The 25,166-nt window shown below is 71.3% G+C and carries 20 protein-coding genes; 11 read left to right on the top strand and 9 right to left on the bottom strand.

Annotation, left to right across the window (positions count from 1 at the left end):
• The first annotated feature begins 58 nt into the window (after nt 1–58).
• Nucleotides 59–1,204, top strand: a complete 1,146-nt coding sequence (alc, locus tag IF04_RS0101840; protein WP_030249760.1) for an allantoicase — start codon at nt 59–61, stop codon at nt 1,202–1,204.
• A 238-nt stretch (nt 1,205–1,442) separates the two neighbouring features.
• On the opposite strand, the gene pepN (IF04_RS0101835) is transcribed toward alc, so the two are convergent.
• The gene (pepN, locus tag IF04_RS0101835) at nt 1,443–4,013 is read right to left on the bottom strand and encodes an aminopeptidase N (RefSeq protein WP_030249757.1); all 2,571 of its coding nucleotides are present in this window, start codon (nt 4,011–4,013) and stop codon (nt 1,443–1,445) included.
• A 126-nt stretch (nt 4,014–4,139) separates the two neighbouring features.
• Here pepN (IF04_RS0101835) and IF04_RS0101830 point away from each other — a divergent pair, with 126 nt between their 5' ends.
• Complete coding sequence (locus tag IF04_RS0101830; protein WP_030249754.1) at nt 4,140–4,370, top strand: ribbon-helix-helix domain-containing protein; 231 nt, start codon at nt 4,140–4,142, stop codon at nt 4,368–4,370.
• Nucleotides 4,357–4,704, top strand: a complete 348-nt coding sequence (locus tag IF04_RS0101825; protein ID WP_030249753.1) for a type II toxin-antitoxin system PemK/MazF family toxin — start codon at nt 4,357–4,359, stop codon at nt 4,702–4,704. The genes IF04_RS0101830 and IF04_RS0101825 overlap by 14 nt, the downstream gene beginning before the upstream one ends.
• 74 nt (nt 4,705–4,778) lie before the next feature.
• Here IF04_RS0101825 and IF04_RS0101820 read toward each other — a convergent pair whose 3' ends face one another.
• Entirely contained in the window at nt 4,779–5,810 is a 1,032-nt protein-coding gene (locus IF04_RS0101820; protein WP_030249749.1) for an aspartate-semialdehyde dehydrogenase, read from the bottom strand.
• Between the two features lie 287 nt (nt 5,811–6,097).
• On the opposite strand from IF04_RS0101820, the gene IF04_RS0101815 reads away from it, so the two are divergent.
• The 3 genes from IF04_RS0101815 to IF04_RS0101805 all read left to right on the top strand — a co-directional run bounded on the left by IF04_RS0101815 (nt 6,098) and on the right by IF04_RS0101805 (nt 9,919).
• Nucleotides 6,098–6,649 carry an HPP family protein gene (locus IF04_RS0101815; RefSeq protein ID WP_030249746.1) on the top strand — a complete coding sequence of 184 codons (552 nt, stop codon included), beginning with the start codon at nt 6,098–6,100 and terminating at the stop codon, nt 6,647–6,649.
• Between the two features lie 279 nt (nt 6,650–6,928).
• Complete coding sequence (locus tag IF04_RS0101810) at nt 6,929–8,662, top strand: TIGR03767 family metallophosphoesterase (protein WP_030249743.1); 1,734 nt, start codon at nt 6,929–6,931, stop codon at nt 8,660–8,662.
• 108 nt (nt 8,663–8,770) lie between these two features.
• Nucleotides 8,771–9,919, top strand: coding sequence for a serine hydrolase domain-containing protein (locus IF04_RS0101805; protein ID WP_051830567.1), 1,149 nt, complete (start codon nt 8,771–8,773; stop codon nt 9,917–9,919).
• Nucleotides 9,920–9,985: 66 nt separating this feature from the next.
• Here IF04_RS0101805 and IF04_RS0101800 read toward each other — a convergent pair whose 3' ends face one another.
• Together IF04_RS0101800 and pepN (IF04_RS0101795) are read right to left on the bottom strand one after the other, a co-directional pair.
• The gene (locus tag IF04_RS0101800) at nt 9,986–11,104 is read right to left on the bottom strand and encodes a hypothetical protein (RefSeq protein WP_030249736.1); all 1,119 of its coding nucleotides are present in this window, start codon (nt 11,102–11,104) and stop codon (nt 9,986–9,988) included.
• 124 nt (nt 11,105–11,228) lie between these two features.
• A complete protein-coding gene (pepN, locus tag IF04_RS0101795) occupies nt 11,229–13,832 on the bottom strand; it encodes an aminopeptidase N (RefSeq protein ID WP_030249732.1) in 2,604 nt (867 codons plus the stop codon).
• A gap of 103 nt (nt 13,833–13,935) precedes the next feature.
• Between pepN (IF04_RS0101795) and IF04_RS0101790 the strand changes: the two genes are divergently transcribed.
• A complete protein-coding gene (locus IF04_RS0101790; protein ID WP_030249729.1) occupies nt 13,936–14,574 on the top strand; it encodes a mycothiol-dependent nitroreductase Rv2466c family protein in 639 nt (212 codons plus the stop codon).
• A gap of 193 nt (nt 14,575–14,767) precedes the next feature.
• On the opposite strand, the gene IF04_RS0101785 is transcribed toward IF04_RS0101790, so the two are convergent.
• The 3 genes from IF04_RS0101785 to IF04_RS0101775 form a co-directional block, all read right to left on the bottom strand.
• Complete coding sequence (locus IF04_RS0101785; protein WP_030249726.1) at nt 14,768–15,409, bottom strand: superoxide dismutase; 642 nt, start codon at nt 15,407–15,409, stop codon at nt 14,768–14,770.
• A gap of 173 nt (nt 15,410–15,582) precedes the next feature.
• A complete protein-coding gene (locus IF04_RS0101780) occupies nt 15,583–17,007 on the bottom strand; it encodes an amino acid permease (protein ID WP_030249723.1) in 1,425 nt (474 codons plus the stop codon).
• Nucleotides 17,008–17,202: 195 nt separating this feature from the next.
• Nucleotides 17,203–18,630: an amino acid permease gene (locus IF04_RS0101775; RefSeq protein WP_030249720.1), complete on the bottom strand. Its 1,428-nt coding sequence runs from the start codon at nt 18,628–18,630 to the stop codon at nt 17,203–17,205.
• Between the two features lie 301 nt (nt 18,631–18,931).
• Here IF04_RS0101775 and IF04_RS0101770 point away from each other — a divergent pair, with 301 nt between their 5' ends.
• A complete protein-coding gene (locus IF04_RS0101770; protein ID WP_030249717.1) occupies nt 18,932–19,531 on the top strand; it encodes a biotin transporter BioY in 600 nt (199 codons plus the stop codon).
• A 65-nt stretch (nt 19,532–19,596) separates the two neighbouring features.
• On the opposite strand, the gene IF04_RS0101765 is transcribed toward IF04_RS0101770, so the two are convergent.
• Nucleotides 19,597–21,012 (bottom strand): amino acid permease, encoded by a 1,416-nt coding sequence (locus IF04_RS0101765; protein WP_030249715.1) that lies wholly within the window; start codon nt 21,010–21,012, stop codon nt 19,597–19,599.
• A 215-nt stretch (nt 21,013–21,227) separates the two neighbouring features.
• Between IF04_RS0101765 and IF04_RS0101760 the strand changes: the two genes are divergently transcribed.
• The gene (locus IF04_RS0101760) at nt 21,228–21,716 is read left to right on the top strand and encodes a ribose-5-phosphate isomerase (RefSeq protein WP_030249711.1); all 489 of its coding nucleotides are present in this window, start codon (nt 21,228–21,230) and stop codon (nt 21,714–21,716) included.
• Nucleotides 21,717–21,737: 21 nt separating this feature from the next.
• A complete protein-coding gene (locus tag IF04_RS0101755; RefSeq protein WP_030249708.1) occupies nt 21,738–22,562 on the top strand; it encodes an Fpg/Nei family DNA glycosylase in 825 nt (274 codons plus the stop codon).
• Between the two features lie 88 nt (nt 22,563–22,650).
• Here the strand turns inward: IF04_RS0101755 and IF04_RS0101750 are convergent, their stop codons facing one another.
• Nucleotides 22,651–23,880 carry a GNAT family N-acetyltransferase gene (locus IF04_RS0101750; protein ID WP_030249706.1) on the bottom strand — a complete coding sequence of 410 codons (1,230 nt, stop codon included), beginning with the start codon at nt 23,878–23,880 and terminating at the stop codon, nt 22,651–22,653.
• A 127-nt stretch (nt 23,881–24,007) separates the two neighbouring features.
• Between IF04_RS0101750 and IF04_RS0101745 the strand changes: the two genes are divergently transcribed.
• A complete protein-coding gene (locus IF04_RS0101745; protein ID WP_030249703.1) occupies nt 24,008–25,150 on the top strand; it encodes a PP2C family protein-serine/threonine phosphatase in 1,143 nt (380 codons plus the stop codon).
• Nucleotides 25,151–25,166 lie beyond the last annotated feature (16 nt).

The raw sequence follows: 25,166 nt of genomic DNA, 5'->3' as shown, positions 1-25,166 counted from the left end.
CGAAGGTCAGTGGTGAGCGCTTCCGGGCGCTCCCACCACCGGACGACGAAGGGCAGAGATGACCACCACCCCGGCCGCCTCCTCCACTGATCCGCACGCCAACGACGCCGCCCCGTACGGCGGTGGCGACCCCTACGCCGACTACCGCGACGGGGACTACGCCTTCACCTCGCTCGTCGACCTCGCCGACCGCCGCTTCGGCGCCGGCGTGATCGCCGCGAACGACGAGTTCTTCGCCGAGCGGGAGAACCTGCTGAAGCGCGAGCGCGCCGTGTTCGACCCGGAGCACTTCGGGCACAAGGGCAAGATCATGGACGGCTGGGAGACCCGGCGCCGCCGCGGCGCCGACGGTGACCACCCCTTCCCGACCGACGACGAGCACGACTGGGCGCTGATCCGCCTCGCCGTCCCCGGCGTGATCCGCGGCGTCATCGTCGACACCGCGCACTTCCGCGGCAACTACCCGCAGCAGGTCACCGTCGAGGCCACCTCCGTACCGGGCAGCCCGAGCCCGGAGGAGCTGCTCGCCGACGACGTGAAGTGGGAGGAGATCGTCCCCCGCACGCCGGTTCGCGGCCACGCCGCCAACGGCTTCGAGGTCACCGCCGAGCGCCGCTTCACCCACCTCCGCCTCAAGCAGCACCCCGACGGCGGCATAGCCCGGCTCCGCGTGCACGGCGAGGTCGTGGCCGACCCGGCGTGGCTGGACGTCCTGGGCACCATCGACCTGGCGTCCGTACTGAACGGCGGCGCGGTCGAGGACGCCTCGGACCGCTTCTACTCCTCGCCCACCCAGATCATCCAGCCCGACCTGTCCCGCAAGATGGACGACGGCTGGGAGAACCGCCGCCGCCGCGTCAAGGGCACCAACGACTGGGTCCGCTTCCGCCTCGCCGCGCAGGGCGAGATCCGCGCGATCGAGATCGACACGGCGTACCTCAAGGGCAACTCCGCGGGCTGGGCGGCGCTTTACGGCTGTGACGGCACGCCCGAGGACGAGTCCTCGTGGTTCGAGATCCTGCCGAAGACGAAGCTGCAGCCGGATACTCCGCATCGCTTCGTGCTGCCGGCCGCGGTGACCGCCACGCATGTCCGGCTGGACGTGTTCCCGGACGGTGGGCTCGCCCGCATGCGGGTGCACGGCAGCCTCACCGAAGCGGGCCGCGCCGCGCTTGGCCGTCGCTTCGACGAGCTCAACGGCTGACCTTCCGCCTTCCGCCGGGCCGCCGGAGGGGAGCGGCCCGGCGGCACCGACTCGTCCGGCGGACGGCAGCGATTCGCGCGCCGACGCCGGGCGGTACCACCACGCCGACGCCGGGGCGCCATCCGTTTCTGCGCGACCGTCCCGCCGTCTCGGTTGCTCGCGCAGTTCCCCGCGCCCCTTAAGGGGCGCGGGGAACTGCGCGCTCAGCCACAGGGGACGGGCACCCCGCTATGTCGGCTCAGGCCGCGGCAGCGGCGTCGGCTGCCTGCGCCTTCAGGGCCCGCTCGACGCCCGCCCGGTTCTCCGTGACCAGGCGGCGCAGGGCCGCGCTCGGGCTCGCCGAGGCGAGCCACGCGTCCGTCGCGTCCAGGGTCTCCTGCGAGACCTGGAGCGACGGGTACAGCCCGACGGCGATCTGCTGCGCCATCTCGTGGCTGCGCGCGTCCCACACGCTCTTCAGCGCGTCGAAGTACTTCCCGGTGTACGGGGCCAGCAGCTCGCGCTGGTCGGTCTGGACGAAGCCGCCGATGACGGCCTCCTGCACGGCGTTCGGGAGCTTGTCGGACTCGACCACCGACGCCCAGGCCTCGGCCTTGGCCTCGGCCGTCGGGCGGGCCGCGCGGGCGGTCGCCGCGTACCGCTCGCCCGCCGAGGTCCGGTCCCGCTCCAGCTCCGCCGCGATCGCCTTCTCGTCCGCGCGGCCGGTGGCGGCCAGCCGCTGCAGCAGCGCCCAGCGCAGCTCGGTGTCGACGGCGAGGCCGGTGATCTCCTCGGTGCCGTCGAGGAGGTTCTGCAGGAGGTCCAGCTGCGCGGTCGTACGGGCCGTCGCGGCGAACGCGCGGGCCCACGCGAGCTGGTGGTCGCTGCCGGACTCGGCGGCGCGCAGCTGCTTGAGGCAGGCGTCGGTCCACTTGGCGAGGCCGGTCTCGCGCCACTCCGGCGCCGCGTACAGCTCCAGCGCCAGCTTCACCTGGCGGTGCAGCGACTGCACCACGCCGATGTCGGACTCCTTGCCGATGCCGGAGAGCACCAGCTCCAGGTAGTCACGGGTGGCCAGCTCGCCGTCCCGGGTCATGTCCCAGGCCGAGGCCCAGCACAGCGCGCGCGGCAGCGACTCGGAGAAGTCGCCGAGGTGCGCGGTGACGGTCTTCAGCGACTCCTCGTCGAGGCGGACCTTGGCGTACGAGAGGTCGTCCTCGTTGAGCAGGATGACCGCCGGGCGCGGGGTGTTCGCCGGGAACGGCACCTCGGTGCGCTCGCCGTCCACGTCCAGCTCGATCCGGTCCGAGCGGACCAGCTTGCCGTCCCTGAGGTCGTAGCAGCCGACCGCGATGCGGTGCGGGCGCAGGACGGGCTCGCCGGTGGCGCCCTCGGGGAGCGCGGGGGCCTCCTGGCGGATGACGAGGGAGGTGACGTTGCCCGCCGCGTCCGTCTCGACCTCCGGGCGGAGGATGTTGATGCCGGCCGTCTGCAGCCACTTCTTCGACCAGGTCTTCAGGTCCCGGCCCGAGGTCTCCTCCAGCGCGCCGAGCAGGTCGGAGAGCCGGGTGTTCCCGTACGCGTGCGCCTTGAAGTACTGCTGCACGCCGCGGAAGAACTCATCCATCCCGACATACGCCACGAGCTGCTTGAGCACGCTCGCGCCCTTGGCGTACGTGATGCCGTCGAAATTGACCAGCACATCATCCAGATCGCGGATCTCCGCCATGATCGGGTGCGTGCTGGGCAGCTGGTCCTGCCGGTACGCCCAGGTCTTCATGGAATTCGCGAACGTGGTCCAGGAATGCGGCCACTTGCTCCCCGGCGCATACGCCTGGCAGGCGATGGACGTGTACGTCGCGAACGACTCGTTCAGCCAGAGGTCATTCCACCACTCCATGGTGACCAGATCGCCGAACCACATGTGTGCGAGCTCGTGGAGAATGGTCTCCGCGCGCACCTCGTACGCCGCGTCCGTCACCTTCGACCGGAACACGTACTGGTCGCGAATGGTGACCGCGCCCGCGTTCTCCATCGCGCCCGCGTTGAACTCCGGCACGAAGAGCTGGTCGTACTTCGCGAACGGGTACTCGTAGTCGAACTTCTCCTGGAACCAGTCGAATCCCTGCCGGGTGACCGCGAAAATCTCCTCCGCGTCCAGGAATTCGGCGAGCGAGGGCCGGCAGTAAATGCCCAGCGGCACCCGCTTCCCGTCCTTCTCGTAACTGCTGTGCACGGCGTGGTACGGGCCCACGATCAGCGCGGTGATGTAGCTGGAGATCCGCGGCGTCGGCTCGAAGGACCACACGTTGTCCTTGGGCTCCGGCGTCGGGGAATTCGACACGACGGTCCAGCCCTCGGGTGCCTTCACCGTGAACTGGAACGTGCCCTTGAGGTCCGGCTGCTCGAAGGACGCGAATACCCGCCGCGCGTCCGGCACCTCGAACTGCGTGTACAGATAAGCCTGCTGGTCCACCGGGTCGACGAAGCGGTGCAGCCCCTCACCCGTATTGGTGTAGGCGCAATCCGCCACGACCTTCAGCTCATTGCGCCCGGACCGCAGTCCCGTCAGCGCGATCCGCGAGTCCTGGAACACGGCGGCGGCGTCCAGCGGAGCGCCGTTCAGCACGACCTCGTGCACGGCCGGCGCCACCAGATCGATGAACGAATCCGCACCGTCCTCGGCCACGTCGAAACGCACCGTGGTCACGGACCGGAAAACGCCCCCCTCCTGCGCGCCGCTCAGATCCAGATCGATCTCGTACGCGTCGACGGTCAGCAGGCGCGCCCGCTCCTGCGCCTCTTCGCGGGTCAGATTCGTGCCAGGCACGCGGTCATCTCCTCCGGTATACGGCGTTGCATGCGACGTTCCCGCCATCCTTCCACGCCGGGACCCCTGGACGACGAGTGGTATTTCGGGTAGTAAGGATCTTCCTACCCAGGTAGCATTGGTGGCATGAAGATCAGTGTGAGCCTGCCGCAGGAGGACGTGGCTTTCGTGGACGAGTACGCCACGAGAACTGAGGCCGAGTCGCGGTCCGCCGTGATACACGCCGCCATCGAGATGCTGCGCGCCGCCGAGCTGGAGGCCGATTACGAGGCGGCGTTCGCCGAATGGGACGCGAGCGACGATGCCGCGTTCTGGGACCGGTTCTCGGGGGACGGGCTGAGCGATGAGGCGCGGTGACATCTATCTGGTCGACTACGAGCCGGTGCGCGGCAGCGAGGCCAACAAGGCGCGTCCGTCGGTGATCGTTTCCAATGATGGCGCCAACGCGATAGTGCAGCGGACCGGCCGAGGAGTGGTCACCGTGGTGCCGTTGACGTCCAACACGTCCCGGGTCTACCCCTTCCAGGCCCTGCTGCCGGCGGACGAGTGCGGGCTGGTGAAGGACTCCAAGGCGCAGTGCGAGCAGGTGCGCGCCATAGCCCCGGAGCGTCTGCTGAGACGCATCGGAGCGGTCCCGCGGCAGCGAATGGCCGAGGTCGACACCGCCATGCGGCGGCATCTGGCGCTCTGACGGAACGCCGAAACGGCGCGAGGCCCGTACGGAAGATCCGTACGGGCCTCGCGCGCAGTCGGAAAAGCCGGGCGTCAGCCCTTCAGCTCCGCCGCGACCAGTTCCGCGATCTGGACGGCGTTGAGGGCCGCGCCCTTGCGGAGGTTGTCGTTGGAGAGGAAGAGCGCCAGGCCGTGCTCGACCGTCTCGTCCTTGCGGATGCGGCCGACGTAGGACGGGTCCTGGCCGGCGGCCTCCAGCGGGGTGGGCACGTCGGAGAGGGCGACGCCCGGCGCGCCCGCCAGCAGCTCGGTCGCCCGCTCGGGGCTGATCGGGCGCTCGAAGCGGGCGTTGACCTGGAGGGAGTGGCCGGAGAAGACCGGGACGCGCACGCAGGTGCCGGAGACCTTCAGCTCGGGGATCTCCAGGATCTTGCGGCTCTCGTTGCGGAGCTTCTGCTCCTCGTCGGTCTCGTTGAGGCCGTCGTCGACGATGGAGCCGGCCATCGGGAGCACGTTGAAGGCGATGGGACGGACGTACTTGTTCGGCTCGGGGAAGTCGATCGACGAGCCGTCGTGCGCCAGCTTGGTCGCGTCCTGGTCGATGGCCTTGCGGGCCTGCTCGTCCAGCTCCTCGACACCGGCGAGGCCGGAGCCGGAGACCGCCTGGTAGGTGGCGACGACGAGGGCGGTGAGGCCGGCCTCGTCGTGCAGCGGACGCAGGACCGGCATCGCGGCCATCGTCGTGCAGTTCGGGTTGGCGATGATGCCCTTGGGGCGGTCCGCGGCCGCGTGCGGGTTCACCTCGGAGACCACGAGGGGGACCTCGGGGTCACGACGGAGGGCGGAGGAGTTGTCGATCACGACCGGACCGGCCGCCGCGACCTTGGGCGCCAGCTCCTTGGCGGTCGCGCCGCCCGCGGAGAAGAGGACGATGTCCAGGCCCGAGTAGTCGGCCGTCGCCGCGTCCTCGACCGTGATCTCGGTGTCCTGCCACGGGAGCGTACGACCGGCGGACCGCGCCGAGGCGAACAGCCGCAGCTGCTCCACGGGGAAGTTCCGCTCGGCGAGAATCCCTCGCATCACACCGCCGACCTGGCCGGTGGCTCCGACGATTCCGATCCTCATGGCACTCCTTCTAGGGAACTGGCGACGATTTCCGACTGGAAACCCTGCTCAGAAGTCCCTCCATCATGCGTGTGACACCCGTCGCCTTGTCCAATCCGTTTCAGGGAGTGAGCGCGGGGCAAGGAGTGTGCCTCTGGGGCAAAGGACTTCTGAGCAGCTACTCCTCTCCCATAATCTCGCAGGCGAAGAAGAGTGCGAAGACAGGCGAAGGTCACAACGAGGTGCCGGCGCGAAAGACGCACGTACCGGTACTGAACGGGGCGTAGCCCGCCCCCGGAAAGGCTCCCGTGACCGCCCCTGCCCCCGTCGCCGACGCCCCGGAGGCCGAAGCTCCCGCGCCCGGCCGCGCCGCGCGCGCCCTGCGCTCGTCCGCCCCGCCGCGCCCCCGCCCCCTCGTCCTGCTGGCCGCGACCACCGCCATCGCGCTCGCGCTGCTGCTGCTGGCCGGGACCGGGGTGCTCGTCCGGCACCCGGTGCTCATCCCGCCGCTGGCGGCCAGCGCCGCGCTGATCGCCGGCGCCCCGGCGCTGCCGCTCGCGCAGCCGCGCAGCGTCATCGGCGGCCATCTGCTGGGCGCCACCGCCGGCTTCGTCGTGGTGGCCGTCGCGGGACCCGGCGTCTGGAGCGCGGCCGCGGCCGGCGCGCTGGCCTTCGGCGCGACCGCCCTGGCCCGCGCGCCGCACTCGCCGGGCGTCGCCACGTCCGTGATCGTCGGCTTCCAGGGGCCCGACCCGCTGCGGTTCCTGCCCCTGCTGCTGGCGGCCACCGTGATCCTGACCACGGTGGGCCTGTGCCTGCACCGGCTGAGCGGCCGCCGGTATCCGCTGTACTGGTGGTGACGCGCACCTCCTGCGTACGCGGCCCCAGTACCGGCCGGAGCCCGAGGCCGCTCCCCGGTACCCCATGACGTGAACGTCACATGAAGCGCGGGCGCCGGATCTCCGAGCGTCCGGTGGCCGGCGCGTCACGCCGAGCGCCCTGATGATCCCTGTGCAGAGATCGGCGGCGCCCGTTGTGGTCATGTTCACGCACAGTCCATCCCCGGTGCGAACCATCCCCGGTGAGGGGGCGGCCGGCCCGCCCCGACACCACCGCGTTCGCACTCGGGGAGTCCGCGCATGTCCCGCACTCGGTCCGCCGCCACCCTCGACCGCCGTACCTTCCTCGCCGCCACCGGAGTGGCCGGCGCCGCCGCCGGGGCCGGACTGACCCTCGGACTGAGCGGCCGGACGGCCACCGCCGTGCCACCCCAGGCCGGGCCCCCGCCCTTCGCGCCGCAGCCGGTCGACCCGCCGGCCGTGCCGCCCGTGCCGTTCCGCCGCGGCACCACCCTCGACTCCGTCGCCGCCCCGCGCGGCACCACCGGCTACCGCCGCCTCGGCGACGGCCCCGCCTGGTCCCGTGTCGTCCGTACCGAGCTGGCCGCCGCCCGCTCCGGCCGGGACGAGCGGCGCACCACCCTCGCGTCCTTCGCGCAATTCACCGACCTGCACCTGGTCGACGTGCAGAGCCCGCTGCGGTACGAGTACCTGCGCGCGCAGACCGCGAGCGCCTGGCGCCCGCAGGAGGCGCTGTCCGTGGCCGGCATGGTCTCGCTCATCGAGCGGGTCAACGCGCTCAAGGGCGGCCCGGCCACCGGCTCCCCGCTCGGCTTCGTGATGACGACCGGCGACAACACCGACAACAACTCCAAGATCGAGCTGGAGTGGTTCCTGGGCGCGATGAGCGGCGGCCGCATCGTCCCCAACACCGGCGACCCGCGGCACTACGAAGGCGTGCAGGACAGCGGCCTGAAGCTGTACTGGCAGCCGGACAGCGACCTGCGGGACGCCGACAAGCAGCTCGGCTTCCCGCGGCTGCCCGGCTTCCTGGACGCCGCACTCCGCACCGTGCACAGCCCCGGGCTGGACATCCCCTGGTACACCACGGTCGGCAACCACGATCAGCTGCCCGGCGGCTGCTACGCGCCCGGCGACTCGTACTGGACGGAGATCGCGACCGGCGACCGCAAGCTGGAGACGCTCCCGGCGGACCAGGCGAAGCAGGTCTGGGCGGCCGTGAAGAAGGGCCTGGACCCGACCGGCGCCGACTTCAAGGCGCTGATGCAGGCCAACCGCCGGCACACCCGCCAGGTGACGCCGGACCCGCGGCGGGCGCCCTTCACCCGCGCCGAGTACGTCCGCGCCCACCTCGACCCCGCCTACACCGGCGCGGGCCCGCACGGCCACGGCTTCACCGAGGCCAACGTCCACGACGACCAGCTCTACTACACCTTCCAGGTGTCCGACGACGTGATCGGCATCAGTCTGGACACCACCGACCCCGGCGGCCACTACACCGGCTCCGTCGGCACCGGCCAGCTCCGCTGGCTGGAGCGGCAGTTGAAGGAGCACAAGGACTCCTACGTCCTGGTCTTCAGCCACCACACCAGCAAGACCATGGACAACACCCGGCCGGACCCGGCCCGGCCCGACGAGGGCCGCCACGGGGGCGACGAGCTCGTACGGCTGCTGTCCGGCCACCGCAACGTTCTGGCCTGGATCAACGGCCACAGCCACAAGAACGACATCACCGCGCACGACGGCTTCTGGGAGGTCTCCACCGCCTCCCACATCGACTTCCCGCAGCTCGCGCGCATCATCGAGGTCGTGGACAACCACGACGGGACGCTGTCGCTCTTCACCACTCTCGTGGAGTCCGCGGCCCCGCACCGCACGGACTTCCACGACCTCTCGCAGACCGGCCTGGCCTCGCTCTACCGCGAGCTGTCCGCCAATCAGCCGCAGGGCCGCACCGACCTGGCCGGGCAGCCGGGCGACCGCAACACCGAACTCCTCGTGAAACGTGGCTGATTGACGCTCAACCGCGGCCCGCCCGGCAACTCCGGGCCGGGCCGTGCGGTCCCTTCCCCCGACCGCAGTCAGCAGCGGCGCCGCGCGCCGCAGCGAGGGGGAACGACGATGAGAGCACGGAGCGCACTGGCGGGGGCCCTGGCCGCCGCTCTTGCAGGAACGGTACTGCTCACCGCGCCCGCGGCCACCGCCGCCGGACCGGCCGACGACGGCCACGCGCGCACCAAGGCCGCCATGGAGGCCCAGGTCGCCAAGGGGGTCCCCGGCATGATCGGCCAGGTCGGCGAGGGGCGCCGGGTCTGGAAGGCCACCGTCGGTGTCGGGAATCTCGACACCGGCGAACCGCGCGGCGCCGGCGACGCCTTCCGCGTCGGCAGCATCACCAAGACCTTCGTGGCCACGGTCCTGCTGCAACTGGAGGCGGAGGGCCGGCTCGACCTGGACGACACGGTCGAGGAGTGGCTGCCGGGCGTCGTCCGGGGGCACGGCCACGACGGCAGCCGCATCACGCTGCGGCAGCTCCTCAACCACACCAGCGGAATCCGCGAGATCTTCGAGGAGCAGGAGTTCCGCGACAAGGTGACCGGGCCGGGCTTCCTGAAGCACCGTTACGACACCTGGACGCCGCGGCAGCTCGTACGCCTGGCCATGAACGGCAAACCCACCTTCGAGCCGGGCACGTCCTGGAGCTACTCCAACACCAACTACGTGCTCGCCGGAATGGTCATCGAGAAGGCCACCGGGAAGCCGTACGCCACCGAGGTCCAGCGGCGCGTCCTGAAGCCGCTCGGGCTGCGCGACACCGTCGTGCCCGGCACCGACCCGCGCATCCCGGGGCCGCACGGCATCGCGTACTCCAAGCTGCTGGTGGAGAAGCCGGGGACCGAGGTGTACGACGCGACCGAGCTCAATCCCTCGCTCGCCGGTGCGGCCGGCGAGATGGTCTCCACGGCGGGTGACCTCAACCGCTTCTACGCGGCGGTGCTGCGCGGAAAGCTGTTCCCGCAGCGGCAGTTGAAGGAGATGCTCACGACGGTTCCGGTCGGCAAGGAGGCCCCGCACATCCGGTACGGACTGGGCCTGATGACGCAGAAACTGTCCTGCGGGGTCCGGCTGTACGGCCACGGCGGCGGCATCCACGGCTCGTCCTCGGAGGCCGTCAGCACCCGCGACGGCCGGCACACCGCGGCGTTCAACTCCAACGCGGACTGGACCGGCGACAGCGGGCCGGTGGTCGAGGCGGAGTTCTGCGGCTGACCTCGCGCCCGCGGGGGCGGGCCCCGGTGGCCCGCCCCTTTCGCATCGCGCTGAGAGACACCGGCTTTACTTCGGCAGCACCGCCACATACGCGCTCGGCTCCCGGTCCGCCGCCGCCATCAGCGCCGTCCGCACCACCACCGCCTGCTGCTCGGGCGCCTCGCGCAGCTTCTTCGGCGTCACCTGCACGACCGTGATGCCCAGCCGCTCCAGCCGCTCACGGGTGCGGGTGTGCTCCGGCCACAGCGTCTGGTCGGCGTACTTCGGGGACCGCGCGTCGATCGTCAGCGCGACCGCCTGTACCGGCCAGAACGCGTCCACGCCGCCGAGGTACGGGCCGCCCGGCAGCCGCAGGTCCACGTTCCACACCGGGTCCGGCAGCCGGTACTCGCGCACCAGCGCGTACAGCAGGCCCTCGGCGAGCGCCCGGCCCTCCGCGAGCAGGCCGTCCACCGCGTCCATCACCTGCGGCCTGCCCAGCAGCCGCGCCCGGCTCAGCTCGCGCACCACGGCCGTCGGGTCGCAGTGCCCGCCGCGCACCGCCTCGGACAGCAGCCGGCGGATCGCCGTCGGCCCGCCGACCGCCTCCAGCGCGGTCATCTCCGCTTCCCCCAGCCCGGCCCTGGCGGTCTGCGGGCCGGTGAGCCGGGCCACCGCGTCGGCCAGCGCTCTGGGGACCGGGGCGACCGGCACTCCGGTGACCTCGACCGCGGGCGGCGGGTTCTGGGCCCGTACGACCTGCGCGAAGCCCGCCGAGCGCAGCCGCCGCGAGCGCGGCAGGAGCACCTCGATGCGGTCCAGGGAGAGCAGCGGGGGAGCGGAGGAGAAGCGGTGCAGGGCGAGCGCCGCCAGCCCGGTGATCATCGCCTCGGGTTCGTAGCGGTCGGCGCCGTCGCCCTGGGCCGGGACGGCCGGTTCGCCGTCCGGGCCGGTGGCTGCCGCCGGCGTGCGCCGGGCCGCGTACAGCAGGACGGCGTGCAGCCGCTCCTCGCTGGTGGGCGGGCCGGGGTGGAGCAGGTGGACGCCCGGCAGGATCTGCTGCCAGGGGCCGCCGGGCCGGCAGCGCTCGGCGAGGTCGGACGGCGCGATGCCGTGCTCGCGCAGCTGCCGTGCGGTCAGGACGCGGTGCCGTACGTCGGCGAGGTGGTGGAGCGGGCGGGGCGAGAGTGGGGTGTTGTGGTTCATGCCCCCGCCATTCCCGCGCCCGCGCCGCCCCCTAACCGCTGTTACCGTTCCGTCGACGTTTCCGCACAACCACGGCCTAAAGTACGGGCGTTCGACGGCCGATAAGTGCTGGTCCTACCGAGGGTTACGGCTTCGCGCCGACCTTTGCGTCACAAGCCTGTGCCCGCAGCGCCCGCGCGAGATCGTCCCGCGCCTCCGACACCAGCCGGCGCAGCGCGGGCGGCGCGTCCGCGTGCTCGATCAGCCAGGCGTCGGCCGCGTCCAGCGTCTCCTGGCTGCTCTGCAGCGCCGGGAAGAGGCCGCGGACCACGGCCATCCCGATCTCGATCGACCGCTCGTTCCACACCCGCCCGATCGCGTCGAAGTACTTCGGCGCGTACGGAGCGAGCAGATCGCGCTGCCCGGCCTGGTCGAAGCCCGAAATCGTGGCCTCCACCAGGGCGTTGGAGAGCGCGTCGGACTCCACCACGTCCGCCCAGGCGCGTGCCTTGACCTCGGCGGCGGGGCGGGCGGCCAGGCAGCGGACGTGGTGGCGCTTGCCGGACGCGGTGTCGTCGCGGGCCAGTTCGGCGTCGATCCGCTGTGCGTCGGCGGCGCCGTGCGAGGCCAGCGGTTCCAGGAACGCCCAGCGCAGCTCCTGGTCCACCGCCAGCCCGTCGATCTTCGCGGTGCCGTCCAGCAGGCCGCCCAGGAGCTGCAGGTCGGCCTCGGTGGAGGCGACGGAGGCGAAGAAGCGGGCCCAGGTGAGCTGGTGGCCGCTGCCGGGCTCGGCGACGCGCAGCTCGTGCAGGGCGCCCTGGGCGAGCTGCTGCGCGCCGAGCTGCCGCCAGTCGGGCGCCGCATAGTGGTGCAGCGCGGTACGGGCCTGGGCGTGCAGCGTCTGCAGTACGCCGATGTCGGACTCCCGCCCGGCGAACCGCAGCACGATGTCGAGGTAGTCGCGGGCCGGCATCAGCCCGTCGCGGGTCAGGCCCCACAGCGCGGACCAGCACAGGGCGCGCGCCATCGGGTCGGCGATCTCGCCGAGGTGGCCGCGCAGGGTGGCCAGCGACCGCTCGTCGAAGCGGACCTTGCAGTACGTCAGGTCCTCGTCGTTGACCAGCACCAGGTCGGGCCGCTCGGCCCCGGTCAGCTCCGCGACGACGGTGCGCTGCCCGGAGACGTCCAGCTCGGCACGGGCGTACCGGACCAGCGTCCCGTCGCCGCCTTTACCGAACACGGTCTCCCGGCGGTACAGGCCGACCGCGACCCGGTGCGGCCGCAGCTCGGGCCGGGCGGGGGAGGCCTCCTGCAGGACGGCCAGCTCGGTGATGCGGTCCTGGGCGTCGTAGGTGACCTGCGGGGTGAGCGCGTTGACGCCCGCCGTCTGCAGCCAGGAGCGGGACCAGGCGGCCAGGTCGCGGCCCGAGGTCTCCTCCAGCACGGCCAGCAGGTCGGCCAGGGTGGTGTTGCCGTACTCGTGCCGCTTGAAGTACCGCCGCGCACCGTCCAGGAAGGCGTCCCGCCCCACGTACGCGACGAGCTGCTTGAGCACCGACGCGCCCTTGGCGTAGGTGATCCCGTCGAAGTTGAGCTTGGCGTCCTCCAGGTCGCGGATGTCGGCGGTGATGGGGTGCGTGGAGGGCAGCTGGTCGGCGCGGTACGCCCAGGCCTTGCGGCCGTTGGCGAAGGTGATCCAGCCGTTGGTGAAGCGGGTGGCCTCCACCAGCGACAGCGCGCCCATGAAGTCCGCGAAGGACTCCTTGAGCCACAGGTCGTCCCACCACTCCATGGTGACCAGGTCGCCGAACCACATGTGGGCCATCTCGTGCAGGATCACATTGGCCCGGCGCTCGTACGACGCCTGCGTGACCTTCCCCCGGAAGATGAACTCCTCGCGGAAGGTGACGCAGCCCGGGTTCTCCATCGCGCCGATGTTGTACTCCGGCACGAACGCCTGGTCGTACTTCCCGAAGGGGTACGGGTAGTCGAAGTGGTCGTGGAAGAAGTCCAGGCCCTGCTTGGTGACGGTGAAGACGTCGTCGGCGTCGAAGTGCCGGGCCAGCCCCTTGCGGCAGAGCGCGCCGAGCGGCACCTCCAGCTCGGTGCCGTCCGCGAACGTACGCCGGTAGGTGTCGGAGACGTAGTGGTACGGGCCCGCGACCACGGCCGTGATGTACGTGGAGATGGGCTCGGTACGCGCGAAACGGTGCACCCCGCCCTCGGCGGCGCCCTCCTGGACACCGTTGCTGAGCACCACCCACCCCTCGGGCGCGGTCACCTCGAAGTCGAACGGCGCCTTCAAATCAGGCTGTTCGAAGTTCGCGAAGACCCTGCGGGCGTCGGCCGGCTCGTACTGCGTGTAGAGGTAGACCTCGCCGTCCTCGGGGTCGACGAAGCGGTGCAGGCCCTCGCCGGTGCGGCTGTAGGCACACTGCGCGTCCACGACGAGGACGTTCTCCGCCGCCAGGTCCGGCAGGGCGATCCGGGCGCCGTCGAAGACGACGGCGGGGTCCAGCTCGCGGCCGTTCAGGGTGACCGAGGTGACCGACGGCGCGACCAGGTCCGCGAAGGAGTCGGCGCCCGGTTCCGCGCAGCGGAAGCGGAGGGTCGTGCGGGAGCGGAACGTCCGGGAGGCGTCACCCTGCTCCACGGCGGACCGCAGGTCCAGCGCCACTTCGTACCCGTCGACGGTCAGCAACCGGGCCCGTTCGCGGGCCTCGTCTCGGGACAGGTTTTCACCGGGCACGACGCGACTCCCTCGTCTGTGTCTCGAATATCGAACACTGGGAATCATGGCACGGCCCGCCGCGGTTGAACCGGTTACCGACCCGCTCGTAGAGGAGACCTTCGTGTCCGACACCGGCAAGACCCCCGCAGACTTCTGGTTCGACCCGCTGTGCCCCTGGGCCTGGCTGACCTCCCGTTGGATGCTCGAAGTGGAGAAGGTCCGGCCGGTGGAGGTGCGCTGGCACGTGATGAGCCTGGCCGTGCTCAACGAGGACAAGCTCGACGATCTGCCCGAGCAGTACCAGGAGATGATGCGGACCGAGGCGTGGGCGCCGGTACGGGTCTGCATCGCGGCCGAGGAGAAGTACGGCAGCGAGGTCCTGGCCCCGCTCTACACCGCGCTCGGCACCCGCTTCCACAACCAGGGCCTGCCGCGCACCCGCGAGACGATCCTCGCGGCGCTGGAGGAGGCGGGCCTGCCGGCCGAGCTGGCGGACGCGGCCGACACCGACGCGCACGACGAGCGGCTGCGCGCCTCGCACAAGGAGGGCATCGACCTGGTCGGCCAGGAGGTCGGCACGCCGGTCATCGCCGTCCCCGGCGCCGACGGCGAGCAGATCGCCTTCTTCGGCCCGGTCGTCACCCCGTCCCCCAAGGGCGAGGAAGCCGCCAAGCTCTGGGACGGCACCCTGATGGTCGCCTCCATCCCGGGCTTCTACGAAATCAAGCGCACCAGGACGGCAGCCCCGAGCTTCGACTAGGCGCCCCATCAGGGGCGCGGGGAACTGCGCGCCCAGCCACAACGCGCCCGCAGCCGTCACAGATACAGAACCGCCCCCGCGAGTCACGTCCTCGCGGGGGCGACCCCTTTATCCGCCTGCCAAGTGAAGGGTGAGAAGACGATCACGAGGCAGGACGACCACCGGCGCTCCGGCGCCTATGGCGCCTCCGCGCCTACGGCGCCAGCAGCAGGTTGTTCGCGCGCTCCCTCGCGGACGCGTACCGCTTGGCGACGTCCTGCCAGTTGACGACGCGCCACATGGCCTCGATGAAGTCGACCTTCTGGTTCTTGTACTGGAGGTAGAAGGCGTGCTCCCAGGCGTCGAAGACCAGGATCGGGACCGAGCCCTGGCCGACGTTGCCCTGGTGGTCGTAGATCTGCTCGACGATGAGCCGCCCGGTGACCGGCTCGTACGCGAGCACGCCCCACCCGCTGCCCTGCGTCGTCGCCGACGCCTTGGTGAGCTGCGCCTTGAACTTCTCGAAGGAGCCGAAGCTCTCCGCGATCGCGTCGGCCAGCTCGCCCACGCCGTCCTTCTCCAGCGGCTCGCCGCCGCCGTCACCGGTCATGTTGTGCCAGTAGATGCTGTGCAGGATGTGGCCGGAGAGATGGAAGGCCAGGTTCTTCTCCAGGCCGTTGATCGCGCCCCACTGGTCCTTGTCGCGGGCCTCGGCGAGCTGCTCCAGCGTGTCGTTGGCGCCTTTCACGTAGGCCGCGTGGTGCTTGTCGTGGTGCAGCTCGATGATCTCGGGGCTGATGACGGGCGCCAGCGCCGAGTAGTCGTAGGGGAGTTCAGGAAGTGTGTAGGTCGCCATGCGCGCCGAGCCTCCAAGCTGCTCAAAAGCAGTAGTTGCAAGTAAGTTGCAAGAGCAGGCTAACAGCAGCAAGATCGAGAGGCCGGGCAAGGGGCGGGGGCCGGTACCAAAGACGGAGGCGGGGCGGGACTCCCGTAGGAGTCCCGCCCCGCCTCAAGGGGACGTGGCGCGCGTCAGTCGCGGGCGCGCGTCTTCTGCCGTACGAGGCCGATCGCGGCCAGCACCAGCCCGAAGCCGCCGGTGAAGTACAGCTGGACGCGCTGCGCCTCGTCCCGCAGCATCAGCAGCAGCACGGCCGCGATGCCGGCCAGCGCCACCCAGGTGAGGAACGGGAACGCCCACATCCGTACGACCAGCCGCTCCGGCGCCTCCCGCTCGAGCTGCCGGCGCATCCGCAGCTGGGCCACGCAGATGAAGCCCCAGACCACCAGGATGGCCGCGCCGACCATGTTCAGCAGCCACTGGAAGACGGTGTCCGGCCACACGATGCTGAACACCACGGTGAGGAAGCCGAAGGCCGAGCAGAGCAGCACGGCGAAGCGCGGCACGCCGCCGCTGACCCGGCTCAGGACCCGCGGGCCCTGGCCGCGGGAGGTGAGCGAGTACGCCATCCGGGACCCGCCGTAGATGTTCGCGTTCATCGCGGAGAGCAGCGCGACCAGGATGACCACGTTCATGATCTGGCCGGCCGCGGGGATCTTCAGGTAGTCCAGGACCGCGACGTACGGGCCGGCCTTGGCGATCTCCGGCGCGCTCCACGGGATGACCGTCACGATGATCGCCATCGAGCCGACGTAGAAGAGGGCGATGCGCCACATCGCGGTGCGCACCGCGCTCGCCACGCCGCGCACCGGGTCCTTGGACTCGGCGGCCGCGATGGTCACCGTCTCCAGGCCGCCGTACGCGAACACCGAAGCGAGCAGGCCGACCATCAGCCCCTCCACGCCCTTGGGCAGGAAGCCGCCGTCGCCGGTGAGGTGCGCGGCGCCCGGCGCGTCCGTGCCGGGCAGCAGGCCGAAGATGGCGAGCAGGCCGAGGATCAGGAAGATGCCGATCGCGGCGACCTTGAGGGCGGCGAACCAGAACTCGAACTCGCCGAAGTTGGCGACCGCGGCGAGGTTGGTGCCGCAGAAGATCACCATGAAGAGGAGGACCCACATCCACGGCTCGGTGCCGGGGAACCAGCTCACCATGATGCCGGCGGCGCCCAGCGCCTCGGCGGCGACGGCCACGCACAGCAGCGCGGTGAACATCCAGCCCGCGGTGAAGCCGGCCCAGGAGCCGATCGACCGCTCGGCGTGCACGGAGAAGGAGCCGGAGGCCGGGTTGGCCGCGGACATCTCGCCCAGCATGCGCATGATCAGCATGACCAGACAGCCGGATATGGCGTACGCGATGACGATGGAGGGGCCGGCGGCGGCGATGCCGGCGCCGGAGCCGACGAAGAGCCCGGCGCCGATCACGCCGCCCAGGGCGATCATCGAGAGGTGGCGCTGCTTGAGCCCGTTGGACAGCGGGGTGCCGCCGTCCGGTCCGGCGCCCGCGGCCTGGTGGGCCGGCCCGCGCTCGGGCGCAGTGGACGAAGGTGTCCGATTCATGGTCGTACCTGTCCCAAGATGTGAGAGCGGAGCTGAGGCGAATCCATTTGAGCCCGCTCAGTTTGGGCGGGGCGTCCGCTCAGGACAACAGCCGTGCACTTGTTGTTCGATATTCAGACTGAATCGTGACCGACCGCGCTCGACGTGTGATCGACAGCGACGGAGGGTGACCGGCGTCTCACCCGGGGGTGCCGGTCACGCCGCTGCCCGGCGCCGGTCCCGCACCTCCCGCGCGCCCGCGATCAGCAGTACCAGCGCGGTCGCGCCGGCCGACCACAGCAGCTGGGGGCGGGCCGTCGCATCGGTCAGCATCAGCACGATCACGGCCGCCATACCGGCCAGCGCCACCCAGGTCAGCCACGGGAAGCCCCACATACGGAGCGTGAGCTTCTCGGGCGCCTCGCGTTCGAGCCGGCGGCGCAGCCGGAGCTGCGAGACGGCGATCAGGCCCCAGACGAAGAGCAGTACCGCACCGACGGCATTGAGCAAGTACAGGAAGACAGAATCCGGCCACTTCAGATTGAGCAGGACCGAGATGAAGCCGAAGGCGACCGAGGCCAGCACGGCCCGGCGCGGCACCCCGCCGCCCGACACCTTCAGCAGCCCGCGCGGCGCCTCACCCCGCTCGGCCAGCGAGAACACCATCCGCGAAGAGCCGTACAGGTTGGCGTTCAGCGCCGACAGCAGCGCCACGAAGACCACCACGTTCATGATCTGGCCCGCGCCCGGCACCCCCAGCCGGTCCAGCACCGCCACGTACGGGCTCTTGCCCGGCTCGATCGAGGACCAGGGCAGAAGAGTGACGATGACCAGCATCGAGCCGACGTAGAAGAAGAGGATCCGCCAGACCGCGCTGCGCACCGCGCGGCCCACCGCGCGCGCCGGATTGTCGGACTCGGCCGCCGCGATCGTCACGACCTCCAGGCCGCCGAACGCGAACACCACGGCCAGCACCCCGGAGACCACCCCGGACCAGCCGTTCGGCAGGAAGCCGCCGTCGCCGGTGAGGTGCGCCAGGCCCACCGGATTCCCGTCGTACCCGCCGGAGGCCGGCAGCACCCCGAGGATCGCCAGCAGCCCCAGTACGAGGAAGAGCACGATGGCGCCGACCTTGAGCGTGGCGAACCAGAACTCGAACTCGCCGAAGTTGCGGACCGCGGCGAGGTTGGCGCCCGTGAAGAAGAGCATGAAGATCAGCACCCAGCCCCACTGCGGGACCGCCGGCACCCAGCCGTTGGCGATCTGCGCCGCGCCGGTCGCCTCGACGGCGAGCACGACCACGAGCATGAACCAGTACAGCCAGCCCACGCTGAACCCCGCCCAGCGGCCCAGCGCGCGCTCCGCGTGCACCGAGAACGCGCCCGAGGCGGGCATCGCCGAGGACATCTCGCCCAGCATCCGCATGATCAGCATCGCCAGCGCGCCCGCGATCAGATACGACAGCGCGATGCCCGGGCCCGCCACCTTGATGCCGGCGCCGGAGCCCACGAACAGGCCCGCGCCGATCACGCCGCCCAGGCCCAGCATCGTCAGGTGACGCTGTTTCAGTCCGCCGGACAGGGGTTCGCCGCTGTCCGCGCCGCCGGTCGGGCCGGTGCCGGAGGTGGTCGGTGCCTCGTGCATGCGCTCGTACTCTCACAGGAGACGTTGGGGGGACTCCACAGTGTCTCCGGCCGGGCCGCACTAGCACAAAATGCCCGTGCGGTGGGCCTGCAGTCCGTGACGAGCATCACGTGACCTGGAGAAACGGCCAATCGGCCGATCACCGGCCCCAGGTGGGAGAAGTGCGGAAGCCGCCAAGTGCGGTGTGACGCGTTTGTCGCCGTCGCACGATGATCAGTGGACCGCCGCTGGTCTAGATTCAGAGCGCTGTTCGAAGCATGCTTCGCACTGGTCCTGTTGTCTCTCACCCCGGGGAGTCCCGATGAGCCTTGCCGCCGCCTCCAGCCGCCCGGGCGCGGTCCTCGCCGACCTGCTGCCCGCCGCCACCGCTCCGCGCGCCCGCGTCCGTGACGCCGCGCTGGTGCTCGGCGGTGCGGCGCTCACCGGCGTCGCCGCCCAGATCGCCGTGCCGGTGCCGGGTTCCCCGGTGCCGGTGACCGGGCAGACCTTCGCCGCGCTGCTCGTCGGCGCCTCGCTCGGCGCGGGCCGCGGTTTCCTCTCCCTCGCGCTGTACGCACTGGTCGGCATGGCGGGTATGCCGTGGTTCGCGGGTGCCGAGGCCGGTGCCGGCGGGGCGTCCTTCGGGTACGTGCTCGGCATGCTGCTGGCCGCGACGGTGGTCGGTGCGCTGGCGCGGCGCGGTGGGGACCGCGGGGTGCTGCGGACCGCCGGCACGATGCTGCTCGGCGAGGCGCTGATCTACGCGATCGGCGTGCCGTACCTGGCGATGGCGACCGGGATGTCGCTGGGGCAGGCCGTCGCGGCCGGGCTGGTGCCGTTCCTGGTCGGGGACGCGCTGAAGGCAGTGCTCGCCATGGGCGCGCTGCCGACGGCTTGGAAGCTGGTCGGCCGGCGCGGCTGACGCCGCGTACGCGACGGGCCCCGTACCCCTCTGGGGGGTGCGGGGCCCGTGTCGTTTCCGGGGCGTCAGGCGCGTGCGCGGCGGCGGTCGCGTATGACGCCTACCGCGAGGACCAGGGCGCCCACGAGTACCGACATGACCATCTGCTGGCGGCCTTCGGGGTTGTAGAACATGTAGCCGACGACGAAGAGGATCAGGGCGATCGTGGCGTACGTGAGGTACGGGTACAGCCACATCCGGACGGTCAGCCGCTCCGGGGTGTCCCGCTCGATCGTGCGGCGCATCCGGAGCTGCGAGAAGCAGATGACCAGCCATACGAAGAGCGCCACCGCGCCCGACGAGTTCAGCAGGAACTGGAAGATCGTGTCCGGCGAGGTGTAGCTGAAGATCGTCGCGATGAAGCCGAACGCGACCGAGGCCCAGATCGCGACCGAGGGCACGCCGCCCTTGTTGAGGCGGGTGAAGGACTTCGGCGCGTCACCCCGCTCGCCGAGCGAGAAGGCCATCCGGGAGGCCGTGTAGAGGCCGGAGTTCAGGCAGGAGAGGACGGCGGTCAGCACGACCACGTCCATCACCGTGCCCGCGTACGGGATGTCCAGGGAGCGCAGTACGGCGACGTACGGGCTGGCCGCGACGCCCTTGTCGTCCCACGGCAGCAGCGTGACGATCACCGCGATCGAACCGAGGTAGAAGATCGCGATCCGCCAGATGACGCTGTTCGTGGCCTTGCGGACGGCCTGCACCGGGTTGGGCGACTCGCTGGCCGCGAGGGTGACGATCTCGCTGCCCATGAAGGAGAAGACGACAAGCAGCATCCCGGAGAGGATCGCGCCCGGCCCGTTCGGCAGGAAGCCGCCGTGGCCGGTGAGGTTGGACAGGCCCACGGCCTCGTCGCCCGGCGGCAGCCCGAAGACGGCCAGCGCGCCCGCCACGATGAAGATCACGATCGCGGCGACCTTGATGCCGGCGAACCAGAACTCGAACTCGCCGAAGGAGCCGACGGAGATCAGGTTCGTACCGGTCAGCACGATCATCACCAGCAGGGCCCAGCCCCACTGCGGGACGGCCGGGACCCAGTTGGTGAGGATCGCGGCCGCGGCGGTCGCCTCGACGGCCAGGACGACCGACCAGAAGAACCAGTACAGCCAGCCGATGGTGAAGCCCGCCCAGCGGCCGAGCGCCCGGTCCGCGTACGCGGAGAAGGAGCCGGAGGTGGGGGAGGCCGCGGCCATCTCGCCGAGCATCCGCATCACGAGGACGACCAGCAGGCCGGTCAGCGCGTAGGAGAGGAGGATGCCGGGCCCGGCGGCCGCGATGCCGGCGCCGGAGCCCACGAAGAGGCCGGCGCCGATCACCCCGCCGATGGCGATCATCGACAGATGGCGGTTCTTGAGCCCTGCCTGCAGGCCCTCCGGCGACCGGCCGTCGGCGGGGTCACCGGTGGCCGGCTCGGCGGTCGTGGTCGGCGGGTGCGCGCCCATGTGCACCGTCCTTGTAATGGTTCATGGATGTGTCGAGCCCCTGGATGAGATCCTCGGGAGCCCGGCGAAGGGAAGAGTCGAATCCGGATCGTTAACGTCTTCGTGTGTTTGTACGACGAACTTGTGTACGAGACGTAACGTCGGAGTTTCCTCTCGCAGACTCATAGGGAGACCCAACGGCGCTTACCCGGACCCCGCCGTGTCACACTCGTCGCATGCGCGTGTACCTCGGCTCCGATCATGCCGGTTTCGAACTGAAGAACCACCTCGTCGAGTGGCTGAAGGCCAATGGCCACGAGCCCGTCGACTGTGGCCCGCACATCTACGACGCCCAGGACGACTACCCGCCGTTCTGCCTCCGGGCCGCGGAGAAGACCGCCGCCGACCCGGACGCGCTCGGCGTCGTGATCGGCGGCTCGGGCAACGGCGAGCAGATCGCCGCCAACAAGGTCAAGGGCGTACGGGCCGTGCTGGCCTGGAGCGAGGAGACCGCCAAGCTCGGGCGTGAGCACAACAACGCCAACGTGATCTCCGTCGGCGGGCGGATGCACACCCAGGACGAGGCCACCAAGTTCATCGAGGCGTTCCTCGCCACGCCGTACAGCAACGAGGAGCGGCACACCCGCCGCATCGAGATGCTCTCGACGTACGAGACCACCGGCGAGCTGCCCGCGATCCCGGCGCACCACCCGCAGCAGGGCTGACCGGGGCAGGCTGATTCCTCGATGCCCGAGGGGCACACGATCCACCGGCTGGCCGCCGACCACTTCGAGAGGTTCGGCGGCCGGGCCGTGCGTGCGGCCAGCCCGCAGGGCAAGTTCGCCGACGGCGCCGCGCTGGTCGACGGGCAGGTCCTGGAGGCCGCGGAGGCGCACGGCAAGCACCTCTTCCTCGGCTTCGCCGCGACCGGCTGGGTCCATATCCACCTCGGGCTCTTCGGCAAGCTCGGCTTCGGCACGGCGCCGGCGCCGCCGCCCACCGACACGGTGCGGCTGCGGCTGCTGAACGAGCGGTACTACGCCGATCTGCGCGGGCCCACGGCCTGCGCGCTGGTCACCGACGCCGACAAGCAGGCGATACACGACCGGCTCGGCCCCGACCCGCTGCGCGCCGACGACGACGGGGAGCGGGCCTGGCGGCGGATCTCCCGCAGCCGTACGTCGGTGGCCGCGCTGCTGATGGACCAGAAGGTCATCGCCGGCGTCGGCAACGTCTACCGCGCCGAGGTCCTCTTCCGGCACGGAATCGACCCGTACCGCCTCGGGCGCGATCTGACGCGCGCCGAATGGGACGCGATCTGGTCGGATCTGGTCGCCCTCATGCGCGAGGGCGTCCGCAACAACCGCATCGACACGGTGCGGCCGGAACACGAACCCGAGGCCATGGGCCGGCCGCCGCGCGTCGACGACCACGGCGGCGAGGTATACGTCTATCGCCGCGCGCAGCAACCGTGCCACCTCTGCGGAACGAGTGTCCGCATGGCGGAGCTGGCGGGCCGGAACCTGTTCTGGTGTCCGCAGTGCCAGCAACCCAGCCCGTCCGGCGTTTGAGGACGAGCCCGAAGGGCGATTCGGGGCCGGGGCAGAGCCACCCCGCGGCGGAGCCGCATATGTCACAGCCGGGAAGGGGCGGGGGCACTCAAAATCCGTGCGGCAGCCAAGGCGCCACATCGGAGCCGAAGGCTCCAGACGCCTCGGCCAAGGCCCCCGGCCGCAGCTCGCGGACCCGCCCCGCCGCCGCCAGCGCGCTGAGCCGCGTGTCGCCCAGGTACGCCGCGCCCAACTCCCGTACGGACAGCGCCAGATCCGCCGCGTCCGTCGTCCGCTCGCAGGACGCCCCCTTCGCGTCGCCGGACAGCCGCCAGCGGCCCTGGTTCCACGGGCAGAACGTGTCCTCGACGTCCAGGACGACGTCCACCGGTGCCGCGTACGTACGGCCCGAGAGCGCGGCGCCCACCTCCACCGGGCGCAGGAACAGCCCGTCCCGCACCCGCAGCTCGCACCGCCGCAGGTCGGAGACCATGGACAGCAGCGGCTCGTCGACCGGGCGGTTGTGGCTGACCAGGGCGGACGTCAGGTCGATGTCGAGCAGATAGCGCCACAGGGCGGCGCGCACGACCGGGTCCAGCGCCTCGATGTCCCGCAGCTTGACCGACCCGTCGGGGCCGCGCGAGCTCCACTCCGCCTTGACCGCGTACCGCGCGTACCCGCGCACCTCGCCGGCCACCTCCGCCAGCACGCACAGCAGTTCCCCCGCGCCCTCCCGGTCGGCAGGCGGGTCCAGCAGCGGCAGCCGCTCCCAGCCCGGCTGCCGGGCGAGCATTCCGGGGCGCTCCGCGGCCACCGCCGCGTACACCCGCTCGCAGTCGGCCACCGCCTCGGCGAGCGGCACGAGCCGCAGCCGTACGCCGTCCGTGCCGTCCGGGAGCGTCAGTGCGACCCGTTTCGTCTCCACCCGCAGCGTGGCCTGGCGGGTGGCCATGCCGTATCCGAACCGGCCGTAGATCACCGGTTCGGACGCGGTCAGTACGGCGAGCGGCTCCTCCCGGCGGCGTACGTCGGCGAGCTGCTGCCGCATCATCTCCGTCAGCAGCCCCTGCCGCCGGTGCGTCGGCTGCACGCTGACCATCGTGACGCCGGCCGCGGGCAGCTGCGCGCCGCCCGGCACGGTCATCCGGAAGGAGAACGCGCCCGCCGTGCCCACCACTTCGGGCCCGTCCCACACCCCGATCGACCGGTCCACCTCGGTGAGGTCCCGGTACAGCCCGCGCTCCTCGGGTGCCTCGGCCACGCCCCCGAAGGCGCGCTCCAACTTTCCGTACCAGCCGTCCCATTCGGCCGCGCGCAGCGTCCGTAGCTCTGTCGTCATACGCCATGCGTAGCAGGCGGCGACTCGCGGACGCGACTGGATTTCGAACACATTTTCCTGGCAATTGCCCTCGGCGGTGTGCTGCGAATCGACGCGCCGCCAAAGGGGTGGATATGGTCTCGGGGCAATGGCGAGCGGCGCGGCAGCGGAGACCCTGACGGCCCGGGTGCGCAAGGCGATGCACCGGGCTCGCATCGGCGTGCGCAAGGCCATGGTCGACTACTTCCGCGGCGACGGCTCCGACTGGGTCGCGCTGGCCGCCCTGCTGATCTCCGTACCGGCCATCATGGGCGGCACCGTCTGGCACCCCGACTGGATCGCCCCGGCAGCCCTGGTCCTGCCCATCGTCGCGGGCGGCCTGCTGCTGCGCCCCGCCAGCCTGCTGGCCCTGTACGGCACGGCGGCGGTGGCGCTGATCGTGGAGGCCGCGGTCCTCGGCCCGTACGAGCAGGGCCCGAACCGGATCACGCCCGGCACGGTCCTGGTGGTCGCCGCCGTGGGCCTCTTCGGGCTGCTGATCGCACAGTTCCGCAGCCGGGTGGGCGTGCCGTGGCGGCGCGGCGGCACCATGCTCTTCGACCTGCGCGAACGCATCCGCGTACAGAGCGCCCTGCCGGAGCTGCCGCCCGGCTGGCACCGCGAGATGTCGCTGCGCCCGGCCGGCGGCCAGTCCTTCTCCGGCGACTTCGTCGTCGCCTCGCGCACCCACGGCGGCCACATCCTGGAGGTCGTCCTCACGGACGTCTCCGGCAAGGGCATGGGCGCCGCCTCCCGGTCGCTGCTGCTGTCGGGCGCGTTCGGCGGGCTGCTCGGCTCGCTGCCGCCGCACGGCTTCCTCCCCGCGGCCAACGGCTATCTGCTCCGCCAGGACTGGAGCGAGGGCTTCGCGACCGCCATCCACCTCGTACTGGACCTGGAGTCCGGGGACTACGAGCTGTTCTCCGCCGGGCATCCGCCGGCCCTCCAGCTCAGCGCGGGCAGCGGCCGCTGGGAGGAGAAGGCGGCCGAGGGCCCGCTGCTCGGCATCATGGACGGCGCCCACTTCGATCCGATCAAGGGCACGCTGCGTCCGGGCGACGTGCTGATGCTCTTCACCGACGGGCTGGTCGAGGCGTCCGACCGGGACATCGCCGAGGGCATCGACCGGCTCACCGGCGAGGCCGACCGCTATGTGACTACCGGCTTCGCCGGTGCCGCCTGGCATCTGATCGAGGCGGTCGCCAAGGACGTGCACGACGACCGCGCGCTGCTGCTGATCTGCCGGGACTGAGAGCGCGCGAAGGGCG

This window comes from Streptomyces violens (assembly GCF_000717745.1).
Classification (GTDB): domain Bacteria; phylum Actinomycetota; class Actinomycetes; order Streptomycetales; family Streptomycetaceae; genus Streptomyces; species Streptomyces violens.
This window is presented reverse-complemented; position numbering and strand designations above follow the sequence as displayed.